This is a genomic window from Sphingopyxis alaskensis RB2256 (genome assembly GCF_000013985.1).
Taxonomy (GTDB): Bacteria; Pseudomonadota; Alphaproteobacteria; order Sphingomonadales; family Sphingomonadaceae; genus Sphingopyxis; species Sphingopyxis alaskensis.
Genome location: NC_008048.1, coordinates 232,656 through 248,805 on the forward strand (window position 1 = coordinate 232,656; position 16,150 = coordinate 248,805).

Below are 16,150 nucleotides of genomic sequence, written 5' to 3' on the forward strand. Positions count from 1 at the left end.
GGTCCCAGCATGTGATGGTGTAGACTTGTCGCCGTTGCAGCGGAGGGAGCTATGGGACAGATTTTACACGGGAGCGCCAAGACCACGCACGCCATTCGAGGCGAGCTACAGCGATCGCAAGCTTCGGTCGCGAGCCTCGCGAGGAAGTACGGGATCAACGAGAAGACCGTCTTGAAGTGGCGCCATCGGCAGTCTGTGGACGACATGCCGATGGGGCCGAAGGAGCGCCGCAGCACCGTCCTCTCGCCTATGGAAGAAGCTGCCATCGTGGCGTTGCGGGTTCAGGCGCGGTTGCCGCTCGACGACGTCTACATCGCGCTAAAGGACGTGATCCCGCAGTTGACGCGCTCGTCGCTGCATCGCTGCCTGCAACGGCATGGCATCAGCCGCCTGCCCAAAGCGGACCGCGAGAAGCCGAAGAAGTTCAAGGATTATGAGATCGGCTACTTCCACATCGACATCGCCGAGCTACGCTATGAGGGCGGCAAGGCCTTCCTCTATGTGGCGGTGGACCGCACCTCGAAGCTGGTCTTCGCCCGCATCTATCGCAAGGCCACAAAGCTTGCCGCCGCAGCTTTCCTCAAGGTGCTGGTCAAGACCGTGCCTTACAGGATCCACACCGTGCTGACCGACAATGGCGTCCAGTTCGTCCAGCCCCAGCGCGGCCAGAGCCGGCAATGGCTGATCCACATCTTCGAGCGGGTCTGCCTCGAAAACGGCATCGAGCATCGGCTGACCAAGCCCTACCACCCATGGACCAATGGTCAAGCCGAGCGGATGGTCCGAACCATCAAGGAAGCGACCGTCAAATCCTTCCATTATGCCTCGATCCAGGAACTGCGACGACACGTCAGCGACTGGCTGATCGCCTACAACTTCGCCAAGCAGCTCAAGGCTCTCAAGTTCAGGACACCATATGAAGCCATCGAGGAACTCTGGAAATCAAAGCCCGATGTCTTTATCGTCAAACCCAACCATCACATGCTGGGACCAAACAACTAGGCTGTAGTGACAATTTAATCATTTGAGCCACAACATTATGCTTGCGAGTTTGATGAAGCCAAGGAAGTTTGCGGCGAGTTTGTCATGGCGGGTGGCGATGCGTCGCCATTGCTTGAGTTTGGCGAAGAAGCCCTCGATGCCCCAGCGCTGCTTGTATGCGATGCGGTCGTAACTGCGCTGGACCTTGCGGTGGCGGCGGGGCGGAATGACCGGTTCGCCGCCTTGTTCGGTGATGAGATCGCACAGGCTATCGGCGTCGTAGGCGCGGTCGGCCAGCACGTGTTCGGCCTTCAGGCCGCGGATCAGGTCGCAGGCCGGGGCCATATCGTTCTGCTGGCCGGGGCCGAGCATGAAGCGCACCGGCAGGCCGAGAGCATCGACTACAGCGTGGATCTTGGTCCCGAACCCGCCTCTTGAGCGGCCCAGAGCCTGGGCTTGAACGCCCCCCTTTTTACCCTGGCCCCGGCGGCCTGGGCTTGGGCACGGATTACGGTGGCGTCGATCGCCAGCCATTCGATGTCGGGGTCATCGGACACGGCTGCGAATATCCGGTCGATCACCCCCTGTTCGATCCAACGATAATAGCGCCGCTTTACAGTCTGGTAGGGGCCAAATCGCTCGGGCAGATCACGCCACCGCCCACCCGAATGCGCCAGCCACAGCAAAGCATCCAGAAACCGCCGACCATCGCTGCGCGGTCCGCGCTTGCCCTTGCGGCCACCGGGCACAAACTCCCGAAGCCGCTCCCACTGATCGTCCCTGAGAACCTCGCCTTCCACACCAGCCTCCAAAAGCCAGTGTTGAATCAGAACTCGCGTCAGTTGGGAATCCCTAAATTGTCACTACAGCCTAGAGCGCGATGACCTGATATTGACCCACCGTGATTGCCCCCTGAAGTTCGTCGGCAAGAAGCGTCTCGCAGGACGGGCTGGTTGCCCGGACCAGAGACGCGCCGCTGTCCGGCGGGCTTCAGGGGGCAACCCCTCCGGCGGGCCGATTCTGGCCGATTGCCACGTTGCTCGTCGGGCGCGATGTCCCGCATCGCGCCGCTCCTCGCCCCTCGCACTCGACCAGAATCGCCTCCGTCACGGTGGGTCAATATCAGGTCATCGCGCTCTAGGGGTTTGCAGGTTGTGTATGGCGTGCCGGGACCTGCGCCGGACGCGCCATCAGCGGGCGCCATCCCGCTTCCCGTTCGCGGCGGCGGCAATAGGTTGTCAGCCCGATTTCGAGCGCGAGCATCATGTAGATGAACGGCTGGAAGGCGATGCCGACGAAAAGAGATCCGACCATATAGATGATATGGCCGTGCTGAAGCGCGGTCGCCAGCGGTGCAATCCACTGCTCTTCGGCGCGGCGCGTCCTGAGGTAGCGGCGTCGGAGCTGTTCCATGCGGGCGAGACCGATCGCGTGGAGGAGCAGCCAGAGCGCGAGGCCCGGATAACCCTGTTCGCCGAGCATCTCGAAATAGCTCGAATGATAGGCGCGCGACTGTTCTTCATACACCGTCGGTTCGGCGTTCTGCGGGGCATCGGGGTCATAATCGCTCGCCGCCTTTTCGACGCGCACGCGGTTCTGGATATAGGCCTCGAAACCGCCGCCGAAGGGGTTTTCCTTGGCATAGTCCCATGTCCACTGCCACACCGCGACGCGGGTGGAAGCCGACTGGTCCGCGCGGTGGTTGCGGATCGTTTCCATGCGCTCGGTAAAGCTTTGCGGCAGGAAGGGAATGGCGGCGATGGCGAGCAGCCCCGCCCCGGTGATATAGAGAAAGCGGTGCCTGACCGCGCGCAGCGACAGCACCGCGAGCACCGCGAGACAGACGAGCCCGGTGCGCGCCTGCGTCCCCACGGGGAGCAACATGCACGCGAAACAAAGCGCGAAAGCGAAGAGCGACACGCGCCAGTCGGGCGGAAAGATCGTCCCGTGGCGTCGGTACCAGAGGATGAGAGGGATGATCGCGATGCCGACCGTCGACATGATCGACCCTTCGTAGAGCCCGTAATTTTCGTTGAGCAGCAGCTGGAGCGTCCCGTAACCGCCGCCGCCCGCCGCGGTCTTGATGCCGCCCGCGATCGCGATCGACGCGGCGGACAGCAACATGATGAGCGCAAGCGCCTCGATGCGCAGCCTGGTGCGCAGGGTGAGCGGCAGGAAGATCGCCCAGAGCAGCGCCTTCCAAACCCAGCTCCATTTGTCCGCCGCCTCGACCGGGAAATCGGCCTGGATCGTCGTCATCCAGCAATAGCCGAGGATGAGTACGAGCAGGGTCTGCCGCCCCGACCATCTGGTGTCGCGCTTGTCGTCGGCGACAAGCCAGCCGACGATGGCGAGGCCGAACACGATCAGCGAGACGGGGATCGAATTGATGAGGAAATAGCTCAGCCGCTGCGGCGCGACGATGTCGATGTAGCAGAAGCAGAGGATGAACAGGAACGGCTTGCGAAAGCCGGTCCCGATGAAAGCGAACAGAAAGGCGACGAAGACCAGGTCACGCATCGGTCGGCGCGTCCCCGGTGGCGCGTTCGGCGTCGCGGCGCTGCTGCCACAGCATCCGCGGGCTCACCTCGCGGTCGAGATCGTCGCGATACAGCAGACGCCACAGCGCGATCGCCATCAGCAAGTGCGTCAGGCCAATGGAAAAATTGTCGACCATAGAGGACGCCGCCTAGGCTATCGGGGTTGACGCCGCGTTAAGCCTTGTCTGTCAAAGCCCCGCACGATGACCCGCATATTGCATGTTCTTGATCATAGCCTGCCCACGCACAGCGGCTACACCTTTCGCACCCGCGCGCTGATGAAGGCGCAGGTCGCAAAGGGGTGGGAGGTCGCCGGGGTTACCGGCGTGCGGCATCCCGACGCCGGGCCGGACGGTGAAACGATCGACGGGCTGACCTTCTATCGCACCCCGCCGATCGCGCCCGCGCGCTCGCCGCTGTACGAATGGCGTGAGATCGGCGCGCTGGCGCGGCGCGTCGAATCGCTGGCGCGCGACTGGAAACCCGATGTGCTCCACGCCCACTCGCCGGTGCTGGGCGGGCTCGCGGCGCTGCGCGTAGGCAAGCGGCTGGGCATTCCGGTGATTTATGAAATCCGGGCTTTCTGGGAGGATGCGGCGGTCGGCAACGGCACGGGGCGCGAGGGCAGTTTGCGTTACCGGCTCACCAAAATGGTCGAAACCTACGCCGTGAAATCGGCCGACGCGGTCGCGGTGATTTGCGAGGGGTTGCGCGGCGACCTGATCGCGCGCGGGGTCGATCCGGCAAAGATCACCGTGTCGCCCAACGGCGTCGATCTGGCCCTGTTCGGCGACCCGCCGCCGCGCGACGATGCGCTCGCGTCCGAACTGGGCCTCGCTTCGGATGATTCGGTGATCGGCTATATCGGCAGCTTTTACGATTATGAGGGGATCGACGACCTGATCGCCGCGATGCCCGCGCTCGTTGCGGCGCAGCCGAAGGCGCGGCTGCTGCTCGTTGGCGGCGGGCCGATGGAGGCGGCGCTCAAGCGCCAAGCCGCCGCGTCGCCGGCGTCGGCGCAGATTCATTTCGTCGGTCGCGTGCCGCATGGCGAAGTCGAACGCTATTATTCGCTGATCGACATCCTCGCCTATCCACGCAAGAAGATGCGCCTGACCGATCTTGTGACGCCGCTGAAACCGCTCGAAGCGATGGCGCAGGGCAAGCTGGTCGCGGCGTCGGATGTCGGCGGGCACCGCGAACTGATCGAGGATGGCGCGACGGGCACGCTGTTCGCGCCCGACGAGCCCGCGGCGATTGTGGACGCGCTCGACAAGCTGCTGAAAAATCGCGACATGTGGCCCCAACGGCGGCGGGCCGCACGTATTTTTGTCGAAAGTCATCGTAACTGGTCATCAAACATTTTACGTTACGAACCGGTTTACCAGCGACTGCTGCGCGGCAGCTGACGCCGTCGGCACGACGCGATGCGGGCCCGGCGGGCCATGGATTTGGGAAGATATGGACGAGACGAGCGACAAGCGGGTGAAGATCAGGGCGGGCGCGCTGCTGCGCGCGCTTCGGCCTGCGATCCCGGCGGTGATCGGCGCCGCGGCGCTGACCTTCCTTTTCGCCGCGCTGATGCCGTTCGCCTGGGTCAGCGCGATCAGCTGGAATCTGTATCTCGATCGCCTGTCGGACCTGTTCGTGCCGCCGATCGGCAATGGCGGGCGCCTTGCGCTTGCCTTTGGCATGGCTGCGGCCGCGGCGCTGATCGCCGGTTTTGTCGCGTTGCTCATCGCCAGACCCGAGGCGGCGGGGCTGTCGCGGCTGCGCGATCCGTTCCGTCGCGAAACCGAAACAAGCGACGATGATACGCCGGTGCTGACGCGCCGCCGCATCGACCTGCACCCCGACGACCCGCCGCGCCCGCCGCTTCGCGCGGGGCGCGATCTGCCCGTGGGGGGGCTCGATGGTTTCGAGACACCCGGTCGCGCAGCGGCCGCCGTTCCGGGGCACGAGGAGGATGGCGACGATGAGCTGATCCTTGCCGACCTGGCGAGCGACGACGATTTTGGCGCCGACGCGCCCTGGCTCCAGCCCGCCGAAATGACGAGTTCGGTGCCCGCATCCGATCCCGGTGACAAGTCGCTCGGCGCGATGGTCGCGCGCTTCGAGGCAGGGCTTGCGCGGCGTCGGCGGGTTGCGACCGGGCGCACGGCGGTTCCGGCGGCAGAGGCGATGGCACCCGCCGAAGAACCCGAGGTCGACTTCGCGCTCGAAGCCGCGCTCGGCACCCTGCAGCGCATGACGCGGCAATCGACGGGCTAGACGACGTGATCGCGCTTCCCGCTCGCCACGAGCGGAATCAAGGCGTTCCCAGTCTGGCGCATGCCGCTCTAATCTTCCACGGTCAATATCTCGATCCGCAGCGTTCGCGGATCGCGCCCGCACTCGACCAGGACGTCGGCGACGATATGGCCGGGCAGCCGCCATTCGAGCGCGCCCAGCCGCTCCTGTAGCGCGCGGCGCATCGGCTCAGCCTCGCCTGCGGCAAGGGCGCACGGAAAGATATGGCGCGCGCCGACGAAGCTCGCGCTGGCCCATGCCCGGAGGGTAGAGGCGCCGGGGGCAAGTCCGGGCGGCAACTCGCGGATCAGCAGATGACGCTGGCGGCGGTGCGGGCATCGGGGGCGCGGCGGGCGCGCGGGCGACCAGCGCATCATGCCGCAACTCCCGTTCTGGCGTCCTCTCTCGCCTGGTCGGCGCGCCACATGTTCATGAAATGTTCTACACGGTTTTTCAGCCGCGCGCCCGGTTCGCGTCCGCCGCGCAGGTCGCTGACAAGGCGCGGGTCGCGCACCGCTGCGCGACCGAAGGCCGTCGGCGGCATCGCCGTTTCCTTCAGAAATGCCTCGATCCGCTGCAACAGGCTGCGCTCCATCTTGTCCTCCCTGATGAGTCGTAAGGAAATCGGTCGATTCGTCCGATAGGATATTTCCTATCTGGTATCCATTTTCCTACTTGTCTAGGAAAAATCCGCTTGCTAGGAAGAAACAGGAAGGACGGGACCAGACGGCGATGATCGACCCAGTTCACGACCCGCGCGCCGCGCTCGACCGGCTATTGTCCGAAAAGGGCGTCGATTATGCACGCCTGTCACAGGTGATCGGGCGCAATCCCGCCTATATTCAGCAATATATCAAGCGGGGCTCGCCGCGGCGGCTGGCCGAACAGGATCGCGCGCGCATCGCCGCCTATCTGGGGGTGTCGGAGGCGATGCTGGGCGGGCCGGTGGCGCGCGTCGCCACCCCGGCGCGGAGCCGCGGGGCGGGGATGATCCTGGTGCCCAAGCTCGCGATCGGGGCGTCGGCGGGCGCGGGTGCCAGCGTCGATGGCGAGCCGGTCGAGGGTGAGGTCGCCTTCAACCCCAAATGGCTGCGCGACCTTGGCGCCGATCCGCGCGCGCTCAGCATCATCCGCGTTGAGGGCGATTCGATGGCGCCGACGCTCGACGATGGCGACGATATCCTCGTCGATGGCAGCGATGCGGCGGCGCGGCTGCGCGACGGCATCTATGTGCTGCGCATGGACGATGTGCTGATGGTCAAGCGCATCGCGCGCGCGCCGGGGCCGGGGCGCGTGTCGGTCATCAGCGACAATCCGCATTACCGCAGCTGGGACGACCTGCCTTTGTCGGCGATCCGGCTCGTCGGGCGCGTGGTGTGGACGGGGCGGCGGGTCCGGTAAGGACGCCTCAGTAAGGCGCGGCCATCAGGGCTTCGATTTCATGGTCGAGCACTTCGGCGCGGCGGCATTGGTCGGCGTCGCCGTCGCGGCATTTTTCGGCCGCCTGGTCGCGCTGGCGCGCCAGCTTGCCCATCTCCTCCTCGCGCTTGCGCAGTTCGCGGCCGCGGTTGCGGTCGGCCTCGTCCTGGCTCGTCGTCGACCAGTCGGCGACCTGGCCGACCGCCTTGACGGGTGCGGTGACGACCGACTTCACCGTGCTGACGCAGCCCGCGAGCAGGGGAGCGGCCATCAGGGGCAATATCAGGGCGCGCATCATCTTTCTCCTCGCGGTGGTTGCCCATCGCATAATCGGCATAAGCTGAACAGTATCTTGCGACGGAGCGGCGCGCGCCACGGTCGGGATGTCACATCACTGAAACAAATGGTTAATTTCATCTTTACTGCGATGGCGTAGGACGCGCTTATACCCATTGGACAGAGCCCAGCGAGATCCCATGAACGCCATAGCCGACGCCCTTTCGCCAACGACGGGCCATGCGGCGGCGATCGGGGTTCGCGCGCATATGTCGGAGGTGATCGACCAGTTCCGCGCCAACCCCGGCCTTCGCACGCTCGCGGTGGTCGATGCGGAAGAACGGCCCGTCGGGGTGATTCGTGAACAGCGCGTGCGCGAACTGCTCTTCTGTCCCTTCTGGTTTTCGCTGATGCAGAATCCGACGATCGGCGGATCGATCGCGTCGATGATCGAGGATTGCCCGACCGCCGACGTCGAACGGTCGACGACCGAACTGCTGCGGATCGCGGCAAGCGCGCCCGATGGGCGGGATTTGATCCTCGTGCAGGGCGGGCGCTTCGTCGAGACGCTCGACGGCAGCCAGCTCGCCAGACTGGCGATGCAGCGCGAGGTCGAGCTGGCGCAGGAACGCGCGGCGCGCGCGACGCATATCGACGCGGCGGGGCGCGCCTTCCAGCGCGACATTGCGGCGCTGACCGCCAGCCTGTCCGACATGGCGGGGCAGGTCGAGGCGGTGGCGGGCGAATTGTCGCACCGTGCGCACCAGACCGGGCGCGATGCGGTAACGGTCGCGGGCGCCACGGCGCAGACGCTCGCCGGCCTTCAGGATCTGGGTGATCGCGGCCACGCGCTTGCCGCGACGATGGCGCGGATCGTCGAGGACAGCAGGCTGGCGCGCACGGTGCGCGGCGACGCGCACGCCAAGATCAGGCAGGCGAGCGAACGCGCAAGCGCGCTCAAGGCGGCGAGTCAGTCGATCGAGCAGATGCTTGCGCTGGTCATCGACATGGCAAGCCGCACCAACATGCTCGCGCTCAACGCGGGGATCGAGGCCGCGCGCGCGGGCGATGCGGGACGCGGCTTCGCCGTCGTTGCTGCCGAGGTGAAGGCGCTCGCGCGCCAGACGCGCGCCGCCGCGGGCGACATCACGCGCTATGTCGACCATATCCGCGACATCGTCGGCGAGGTGTCGGCGGGCTTTGTTGAGGTCGAACGGGCGATCGACGCGAACAACGGCTTTTCCGACGCGATCGACCGCGCGGTCGACGGGCAGAGTGCGACAACGCTGACGATCGCATCCTATGTCGAGCAGGCGGTCTTCGCCGGGCGCGAGATCGACATGCGGGTGCAGGACATCGGCCGCGGTGCGAGTGCGGTGGGCGACGGCGCGCAGGCGCTCGGCCAATTGTCCGCGGGACTATCGGCGGCGGCGCTGTCGCTCGACCAGCGCGCGCGATATTTTGTCCGGGCGGTCGCCGCCGCGTGATTTTGCCGCGTTTCGCAAGGTCTTGCTCCATGACCCGGCGCTGGTAGGATGACATCGCGCCGGAGGCGTCTGAGGCCGTCGGCGGGGAGGAGGGTCATCATGACGAATATCCAAAAGGGTTTGGCCGAGTTCATCGGCACATTCTGGCTCGTGTTCGGCGGCTGCGGCAGCGCGGTGCTCGCGGCGGGTTTCCCCGACGTCGGGATCGGCCTGCTCGGCGTGTCGCTCGCTTTTGGCCTGACCGTGATCACGATGGCCTATGCGATCGGCCATATTTCAGGATGCCACCTCAACCCCGCGGTGACGGTCGGGCTGTGGGCCGGCGGGCGCTTCGGGGCGCGCGACATTCCGCTCTATGTCGTTGCGCAGCTGCTGGGCGCGATCGTCGCCGCCTTCCTGCTCTTTTATATCGCGAGTGGCAGTCCGACCTATGACCTTGCCACCAACGGCCTCGCCGCCAACGGCTTCGGCGAAGGATCGCCCGGCGGTTATGACATCTGGTCGGCGCTGCTGATCGAGATCGTGCTGACGGCCTTCTTCCTGTGGATCATCATGGGGTCGACCGACGGGCGCGCGCCCGCCGGTTTTGCGCCGATCGCGATCGGCCTTGCGCTGACGCTGATCCATCTGATTTCGATCCCGGTCACCAATACCTCGGTCAATCCGGCACGCAGCACCGGCCCGGCGCTCGTCGTCGGCGGGCTCGCGATCCAGCAGCTCTGGCTGTTCTGGGTCGCGCCGATCGTCGGCGGGATTATCGGCGGCGTGCTTTACAAGACGCTGGGCGCCGACAGCTTCCCGAAACCGAATATCGAGGGCGAATGACGTATCGGCCGGTGGAAGCGCCCCGCCTCCGCCGGTCCTATTTGAGCAGGTCGATGGCGAAGGCGCGGACGTCGGCCGCAATGTCGGGGCGTTCGAGCGCGACCGCCAGATTGGCCTGGATATAGCCTGCCTTCGACCCGCAATCGTAGCGCGCGCCGGCGAAGGTCACGGCGTGGAAGGGCTGCGCGCCGATCATCGTCGCCATGGCGTCGGTGAGCTGGATTTCGCCGCCGGCGCCCTTCTCCTGGCGTTCGAGCACGCGCATGACTTCGGGTTGCAGGATGTAGCGGCCCGAGATGATGAGATTGGACGGCGCTTCGGCAACCGGTGGCTTCTCGACCAGCCCCTTGACCTCGGTAAGCGCGCCGTCGCGCGCGCCGGGGGCGATCACGCCATAGCTCGACACCTGTTCGTGCGGCACTTCGAGGACCGAGATCAGATTGCCGCCGACGCGCGCATAGGCATCGACCATCTGCTTCATGCAGCCGGGGATGCCGTGCATGAACTCGTCGGGCAGGAAGATGGCAAAGGGCTCGTCACCGACGATGTCGCGCGCGCACCAGATGGCGTGACCCAGCCCCATCGGTTCCTGCTGGCGGACATAGGCGCAGGCGCCGGGGCCGAGGCGCGTGGGCGTCAGCACCGACAGATCCTTGCCGCGCTCCGACATCGTCTTTTCCAGTTCGAAGGCGATGTCGAAATGATCCTCGATCGCGCTCTTGCCGCGGCCGGTGACGAAGATCATCTGCTCGATCCCCGCCTCGCGCGCTTCGTCGACCGCATATTGGATGAGCGGCCGGTCGACGACGGGCAGCATCTCCTTCGGAATCGCCTTGGTCGCCGGCAGGAAGCGGGTGCCGAGGCCGGCGACGGGAAAAACGGCTTTGCGGATCGGTTTCATGGTTGCCGGACCTAGCGACGAACGCCGCGGAGGAAAAGGGGCGGCGGACGGGCCGGGTGCCTATTGCGACGCAAGCGCCGGCGTGACAATCACCACCACGCGCCGGTTATCCTGCCGCCCTTCGGCCGTGTCGTTGCCCGACAGCGGCAGCGTTTCGCCGCGGCCGACGATCTGATCGGCGGTGAACGTCATGCCGCCCGCGCGCATCGGAGCCGCGACCGCCTCCGCGCGCGCCCGCGACAGCGTCAGATTATAGGCCGAGCTTCCCGTCGAATCGGTGTGGCCTTCGACCCGCGCGGTCGTGATGCCGACCGACACGAGCCGCATCGCGATCGCCCGCATCCGTTCCTGCTGTTCGGCGGGCACGGCGCTTTCGTTGGTGGGGAACAGCAGGCGTTCGGGCATGCTGAGTTCCCAGCCGAGCGCGGTTTCGACAAAACCCTCGCTTTTGAGCACCGCGACCTGTTCGGGAGAGAATCCGCCGGGGGCGGGCAGGCTCTGGCACGCCGCCAGCAGCGCGGCGAAAGCGGTCAGGAACAGCGTACATAACGGTCGGACGAGTGGGATGGTCATGGCTTCTCTCCGCTGGTCTATCGGGAACGATGAGTCATCTTTTCGCTATACATCGCCGCATCGGCGGCGGTGAGCAGCGCGGTGGCGTCGCCGCCATCGTCGGGAAAGACCGCGACGCCGACGCTGACCGACGCACGATAGGATTCGCCGTCGGGCAGGGTGATGGGGTCGGCAATGCAGGCGCGCAGGCGGTTCGCCAGATCGGCCGGGACGACGCCGACGTCGAAGGGATCGATGATGACGACGAACTCGTCGCCGCCGATCCGCGCGGCGAAATCATCCTTACGCAGCGTATTCCGGATGCAGGCCGATATCGCGACAAGCACGGCGTCGCCTGCGGCATGGCCGAAATTGTCGTTCGCCGCCTTGAAATTGTCGGCATCGATGAACAGCAGCGCGAACCGGCCATCGCGCGCCTTTGCCGCAGCGATCCGCAGCGCAAGCTGTTCGTCGAAAGCCGCACGGTTGGGCAGCGCGGTCAGCGTGTCGTGCGACGCGCGGTGCGCGAGCAGCGCGCGTTCGCTTTCCATATGCCCCTGCCAGCCCTGAAGCTCGTCGAGCAGCGCATTGATGTCGCCGCCGAGCCGGTCGAGTTCGGCAATGCCGAGCGGCTTCACGCGCTTGTCGAAGCGGCGGTGGAGGCGCACGTCGTGCGCGACCGTCGCGATCTCGTTCAGCGGCTTGACCAGTTCATATTCGAACCGGCGGGCGAGGAAGATCGTCCCCAATGCGGTGACGAGGAGGCAGGCCAGTCCGGCGAGCAGGCCGAGCCGCACATAGTCGATCAGGGTCGAACTGTCGCCCCAGACCTCGACCGTGCCGATCGCCGATCCGTTGCGCCGGACAGTGACCGCAAAGGGGCGCGGGAAGAAGGTGCGGCTGAGCAGCGGCGCCGGATCTCCGGCAGGCGATTTCCATTCGATGACTGGTCTGCCGACATCGTCGATGACGCGCAGCCGCGTGATGCCGGGAATGCGCGTCAGCGGCTCGATCCCTTCGCGCGCGGCGACGGGGTCGTTGAAGACCAGCGCGGGTTCGACGCCATAGGCGCCAAGCTGCGCCGCGAGTTCCATGTTGCGGTCGGCATAGCCGCGCAGCGCCGTGACGCCGGCGAGCAGGATCGTCAGCCCCGACAGCGCGACCGCGAACAGGGTGATGCCGAAATGGAAGCGCGACAGCAGCTTTTGCAGCGTCGTGCGCGCGCCGATCCGTTCGACCGGGCGGGGCAGGTCGGGGCCGCTCATCCGGCGCCTCCATCGCCAGCCCCGATGCGCAGCACGCGCGGATCGATCTTGAGCGGACCGCGCGCTATGGCGTCGAGATTGACCGAGAAGCTGAGGCTTGCTGCGCGGCTGCTGAGGCAGAACATCGCGCCATAGAGGCACGCCGCATCGTCATCGGTGATGGTGAGGACAGGGCGCCCGCGCACCCAGGCGATGAGCTGCCGCCGGTCGGTCGCGGGCATCCGGCCGAGGAACAATATGTCGCAATCGGCATTGACCGCGGATGCCGCGATATAGCGCACCGAAATCGAACCGCGGCCCGGCGTGTCGGGGGCCATTCGCGGAGCCAGCCGGGGCGTTCCGACGACGCACATGTGGCGGTTTGTCGCGGGCGTCCCGCTCGGCCAGCGGACATAGCTGGCGATGCCGCCGACCATGCGATTGACCGCCTGCGTCATCCCGCCGTCCTCGACGACCGACTGCGCCGCGGCCTGAACCGACATCTGGGGCGTGGTCGAAACCGCGCCGATCAGCAACAATGATGCCAGCACCGGACAGTGCCCCCACAGCGTTTCGAGGTCATCCTGCCCCAGCGAAGGCGCGTCCGCTAGTCAAAATGACTGGAAAGTCAATGAAAACTGACGTCATGCGGCCATATGGCAACAGCGATCCGAACCCGGATGCCAGGCACTCACGCACATGATTCGTCATCCCGGCGAAGGCCGGGATCTCGACCTTGCATCACCACGCAACGGCGAGATCCCGGCCTTCGCCGGGATGACGGTCCAATGAAATCAGTTGCGAAGCCGCTCCGCGAACCCCTTGCGCAGCTTGGCGAGCTTGGGGGGGATCACCGCCATGCAATAGGGGTTGCGCTGCCCTTCGCCCTCCCAATAGGCCTGGTGATAATCCTCGGCCGGATACCATTCGGATGCGTTTTCGATCGTCGTGACGATCGGCGCCGGCCAGTCGGGCGCGGCGCGCTCGATGCCTCTGCGCGCGGCCGCCGCCTGCGCGTCGTCGAGCGGGAAGATCGCGCTGCGATATTGCGTGCCGACGTCATTGCCCTGGCGGTTGAGCTGCGTCGGATCGTGCGTTGCGAAAAACACGTCGAGCAGATCGTCATAGCCGATCACCGCCGGATCGAAGGTGATGCGGATCGCCTCGGCATGGCCGGTGTCGCCGCCGCACACCTGCTTGTAGGTCGGATTGGCGACGGTGCCGCCGATATAGCCGCTTTCGACGCGCTCGACGCCCGCGAGCGACTGGAAGACAGCCTCGGTGCACCAGAAGCAGCCTCCGGCAAAAATGGCGGTCTCACGGGTCATGGCGTCGATCCTTGTCGGGGAGGGGTGGGATGCCGCCGAAATAGGATGCGCGCGCGCTTATTCCAAGGGCGGCGGTGCATCGACGAGCGGTGGGTGCAGCGGCTGGCCCGCCGCGCGCGCCGCCGCGATCGTCGCGGCTTCGGCTTCCAGCGCCGCGACGCGGTCGCGCCAGCCCGGATGCGTGCCCGCCTGAAACAGCGGCCGCCCCTTGCGCTGGCCGAAGTTCGACCAGAAGCGCGCCGCCGCGCCGGGGTCATAGCCCGCGCCCGCGAGCAGCCACACCGACAGGCGGTCGGCCTCGACCTCGGTCTGGCGGAACAGCCGGGCGCTGCGTCCGAATTGCTTGCCCAGCCCGCGATCGACCCCCGCCGCGTCGAGCCGCGCGCGGTGGCGGAGGATATTGTGGGCGAGTTCGTGCGCGATCGCCGCGGCAAGTTCGGCATCGTCGGCGGTAAAATCGGCGAGCCCCTGATTGACGAGCACCAGCCGCCCGTCGGCCACCGCGCCGGGCTTGTCCTTCGCCTCGACGCGGAAATCGCTGGCGCAGCCGGGCACGGGGGTCAGGCGGATGAGCTGGCCCCCACCGACATGCAGGTCGAGCGGCGCGTTGGCGGGCCGCGCCGCGATTTTCGCTTCGATTGCCGTGATCCGTGCGAAAGGATGGTCGCCTTCGCCGTCGGGGACGGGGGCGAGGTCGATCGCCTTGACCGGATCGCCGACGCGCAGCCCGGCGCCGGCCGCGGGCGAGCCGGGCGCGATGGCGGCGACGAAGGCGTGGTTCGCATCGTCGGCGCGATAGGCGGCCAGCGCCTCGACGCGCCGGTCGGCCTCGTACAGCCGGGGATCGCCCCACATCCACCCGAACTGCGGCTGTCGCACGGGGCACCATGCCGCGTTGGCGGTCGTCAGGCGAAATCCGATGGCGGCAACGCGGGCCTCGGTTGCCGCGAGCAGGGCGTAGGGGGAGGGCGCGGCGCTCGGCGCGGCGAGCGCCAGCGGTGCGACGAGAAGCGATAAGGCGGCAAGGATCGGTCGGACGCGGCGCGGCATGGCGCCCGCTTATCAAGCTGCATCTGTCGTCGCCATGAATATCGGGATCGGGCTCCTCTCTTGTCGGCTGTCCGCCTCTTGCCTATCGCCCGGCAAGCGACGATAGGGCGGCCATGACCAATAGCTCGGCCCTTTCTCCATCGTCCTCCGCAGTGGCGCCGCGCCCCGGCGCGCTGGCGCGCTGGCTGTGGGCGGTCGCCCTGCTCGTGATCATCGTCGTGGGTGTGGGCGGCATCACGCGCCTCACCGAATCGGGGCTGTCGATCACCGAATGGCGCCCCGTGTCGGGGGTGCTGCCGCCGCTCAACGAAGCCGACTGGGTCAGGGAGTTCGAGAAATACAAGCAGATCCCTGAATATAAGGAGATCAACCTCGGCATGACGCTGGCGGGGTTCAAGGCGATTTTTTTCTGGGAATGGCTGCACCGCATTCTCGGCCGCGTCGTCGGCATGGCGCTGGTCGTCCCGTTCGTCTGGTATGCGTGGCGCCGCGCCATCCCCGCGGGTTACGGCTGGCGGCTGTTCGCGCTGACCGCGCTCGTCGGCTTGCAGGGCGCGATCGGCTGGTGGATGGTGGCGTCGGGGCTGGAATATCGCACCGACGTCAGCCATTACCGCCTTGCGGCGCATCTGCTCACCGCGCTGTTCCTGCTCGCCGGGCTGGTGTGGACCGCGCGTGATCTGGGGGCGCTTGCGCGCGATCCCGGTGCGCCGCCGGCGCGGCTGACGGGCGCCGCGATCGGCGTCATCGCGATCCTGTTCGTCCAGTTGCTGCTCGGTGCGTGGGTCGCCGGGCTCAATGCCGGCTATGTTTCGAGCAGCTGGCCGCTGATGAACGATCATTTCGTGCCCGAAGGGATCGACTGGAGCGGCGGCGCGTGGCTTGCCCTCACCAACGATCCCTTCCTCATCCATTTCCTCCACCGTTGGTGGTCGTGGGCCGCGGCGGGCGCGCTGCTGCTGCTCGCCCGGACGCTGGCGCGACGCGGCGCGCGCGCCGAAGCCTGCGCGCTCGTCATCGTCGTCGCGGCGCAGATGCTGCTCGGCATCTGGACCATTGTGTCGGGGGTGTCGATGTGGGTCGCGGTGATGCACCAGGTCGTCGGGGCAATCCTCGTCGCCGTCACGGCGGCGGCATTGCATCGGCTCGGCCGCCGGTCAGCGATCACCGAGGTATCATAATACCCGTCAGCAAAGCCGCACGATACTTGACTTTCCGCGCGTCCGGCGTCATTGGCCCGCGTCGAAGCGCCGCTGAG

At 66.5% G+C, this 16,150-nt stretch carries 19 protein-coding genes and 1 pseudogene; 8 read left to right on the plus strand and 12 right to left on the minus strand.

Features of this window, described 5'->3' with window-relative positions; all coding sequences use genetic code 11:
• The first annotated feature begins 51 nt into the window (after positions 1-51).
• Positions 52-1,002, plus strand: a complete 951-nt coding sequence (locus SALA_RS01125) for an IS481-like element ISSpal1 family transposase (protein WP_011540540.1) — start codon at positions 52-54, stop codon at positions 1,000-1,002.
• An 18-nt stretch (positions 1,003-1,020) separates the two neighbouring features.
• Here the strand turns inward: SALA_RS01125 and SALA_RS01130 are convergent.
• A protein-coding gene (locus tag SALA_RS01130; protein WP_153802608.1) for an IS5 family transposase occupies positions 1,021-1,781 on the minus strand; the annotation gives its coding sequence in 2 pieces (ribosomal slippage) (positions 1,021-1,457 and positions 1,457-1,781; 762 coding nt in all).
• Between the two features lie 85 nt (positions 1,782-1,866).
• On the opposite strand from SALA_RS01130, the pseudogene SALA_RS17595 reads away from it, so the two are divergent.
• Positions 1,867-2,122, plus strand: a pseudogene (locus SALA_RS17595) (hypothetical protein).
• On the opposite strand, the gene SALA_RS01135 reads toward SALA_RS17595, so the two are convergent.
• Positions 2,119-3,501: a putative O-glycosylation ligase, exosortase A system-associated gene (locus SALA_RS01135; protein ID WP_011540543.1), complete on the minus strand. Its 1,383-nt coding sequence runs from the start codon at positions 3,499-3,501 to the stop codon at positions 2,119-2,121. The pseudogene SALA_RS17595 and the gene SALA_RS01135 overlap by 4 nt on opposite strands.
• Positions 3,494-3,658 carry a hypothetical protein gene (locus tag SALA_RS17260; protein WP_192807434.1) on the minus strand — a complete coding sequence of 55 codons (165 nt, stop codon included), beginning with the start codon at positions 3,656-3,658 and terminating at the stop codon, positions 3,494-3,496. The genes SALA_RS01135 and SALA_RS17260 overlap by 8 nt, the downstream gene beginning before the upstream one ends.
• Positions 3,659-3,724: 66 nt before the next feature.
• Between SALA_RS17260 and SALA_RS01140 the strand changes: the two genes are divergently transcribed.
• The gene (locus SALA_RS01140; protein WP_011540544.1) at positions 3,725-4,930 is read left to right on the plus strand and encodes a TIGR04063 family PEP-CTERM/XrtA system glycosyltransferase; all 1,206 of its coding nucleotides are present in this window, start codon (positions 3,725-3,727) and stop codon (positions 4,928-4,930) included.
• A gap of 52 nt (positions 4,931-4,982) precedes the next feature.
• Positions 4,983-5,792, plus strand: a complete 810-nt coding sequence (locus SALA_RS01145) for a hypothetical protein (RefSeq protein WP_011540545.1) — start codon at positions 4,983-4,985, stop codon at positions 5,790-5,792.
• Between the two features lie 68 nt (positions 5,793-5,860).
• Here the strand turns inward: SALA_RS01145 and SALA_RS01150 are convergent, their stop codons facing one another.
• Entirely contained in the window at positions 5,861-6,187 is a 327-nt protein-coding gene (locus SALA_RS01150) for a hypothetical protein (RefSeq protein WP_084764653.1), read from the minus strand.
• Positions 6,184-6,405, minus strand: coding sequence for a hypothetical protein (locus tag SALA_RS01155; RefSeq protein WP_011540547.1), 222 nt, complete (start codon positions 6,403-6,405; stop codon positions 6,184-6,186). The genes SALA_RS01150 and SALA_RS01155 overlap by 4 nt, the downstream gene beginning before the upstream one ends.
• Positions 6,406-6,542: 137 nt before the next feature.
• On the opposite strand from SALA_RS01155, the gene SALA_RS01160 reads away from it, so the two are divergent.
• Positions 6,543-7,211: a S24 family peptidase gene (locus tag SALA_RS01160; protein ID WP_011540548.1), complete on the plus strand. Its 669-nt coding sequence runs from the start codon at positions 6,543-6,545 to the stop codon at positions 7,209-7,211.
• Between the two features lie 7 nt (positions 7,212-7,218).
• Here the strand turns inward: SALA_RS01160 and SALA_RS01165 are convergent, their stop codons facing one another.
• Positions 7,219-7,527 (minus strand): hypothetical protein, encoded by a 309-nt coding sequence (locus SALA_RS01165; protein ID WP_011540549.1) that lies wholly within the window; start codon positions 7,525-7,527, stop codon positions 7,219-7,221.
• Between the two features lie 178 nt (positions 7,528-7,705).
• On the opposite strand from SALA_RS01165, the gene SALA_RS01170 reads away from it, so the two are divergent.
• Both SALA_RS01170 and aqpZ read left to right on the plus strand, forming a co-directional pair.
• Positions 7,706-8,992 (plus strand): methyl-accepting chemotaxis protein, encoded by a 1,287-nt coding sequence (locus SALA_RS01170; protein WP_041382930.1) that lies wholly within the window; start codon positions 7,706-7,708, stop codon positions 8,990-8,992.
• Positions 8,993-9,091: 99 nt separating this feature from the next.
• A complete protein-coding gene (gene aqpZ, locus SALA_RS01175; RefSeq protein ID WP_011540551.1) occupies positions 9,092-9,817 on the plus strand; it encodes an aquaporin Z in 726 nt (241 codons plus the stop codon).
• A 37-nt stretch (positions 9,818-9,854) separates the two neighbouring features.
• Here aqpZ and galU read toward each other — a convergent pair whose 3' ends face one another.
• The 6 genes from galU to SALA_RS01205 all read right to left on the minus strand — a co-directional run bounded on the left by galU (position 9,855) and on the right by SALA_RS01205 (position 14,892).
• Positions 9,855-10,718, minus strand: coding sequence for a UTP--glucose-1-phosphate uridylyltransferase GalU (galU, locus tag SALA_RS01180; protein ID WP_011540552.1), 864 nt, complete (start codon positions 10,716-10,718; stop codon positions 9,855-9,857).
• Between the two features lie 60 nt (positions 10,719-10,778).
• Positions 10,779-11,291 (minus strand): OmpA family protein, encoded by a 513-nt coding sequence (locus SALA_RS01185; protein WP_011540553.1) that lies wholly within the window; start codon positions 11,289-11,291, stop codon positions 10,779-10,781.
• 17 nt (positions 11,292-11,308) lie between these two features.
• Complete coding sequence (locus SALA_RS01190) at positions 11,309-12,535, minus strand: diguanylate cyclase (RefSeq protein ID WP_011540554.1); 1,227 nt, start codon at positions 12,533-12,535, stop codon at positions 11,309-11,311.
• A complete protein-coding gene (locus SALA_RS01195) occupies positions 12,532-13,065 on the minus strand; it encodes a YfiR family protein (RefSeq protein ID WP_011540555.1) in 534 nt (177 codons plus the stop codon). The genes SALA_RS01190 and SALA_RS01195 overlap by 4 nt, the downstream gene beginning before the upstream one ends.
• Positions 13,066-13,308: 243 nt before the next feature.
• Positions 13,309-13,842 (minus strand): peptide-methionine (S)-S-oxide reductase MsrA, encoded by a 534-nt coding sequence (gene msrA, locus SALA_RS01200; RefSeq protein WP_011540556.1) that lies wholly within the window; start codon positions 13,840-13,842, stop codon positions 13,309-13,311.
• Between the two features lie 57 nt (positions 13,843-13,899).
• Positions 13,900-14,892: a M48 family metallopeptidase gene (locus SALA_RS01205; RefSeq protein ID WP_011540557.1), complete on the minus strand. Its 993-nt coding sequence runs from the start codon at positions 14,890-14,892 to the stop codon at positions 13,900-13,902.
• Between the two features lie 113 nt (positions 14,893-15,005).
• On the opposite strand from SALA_RS01205, the gene SALA_RS01210 reads away from it, so the two are divergent.
• Positions 15,006-16,073 (plus strand): COX15/CtaA family protein, encoded by a 1,068-nt coding sequence (locus SALA_RS01210; protein WP_011540558.1) that lies wholly within the window; start codon positions 15,006-15,008, stop codon positions 16,071-16,073.
• Positions 16,074-16,150: the final 77 nt, after the last annotated feature.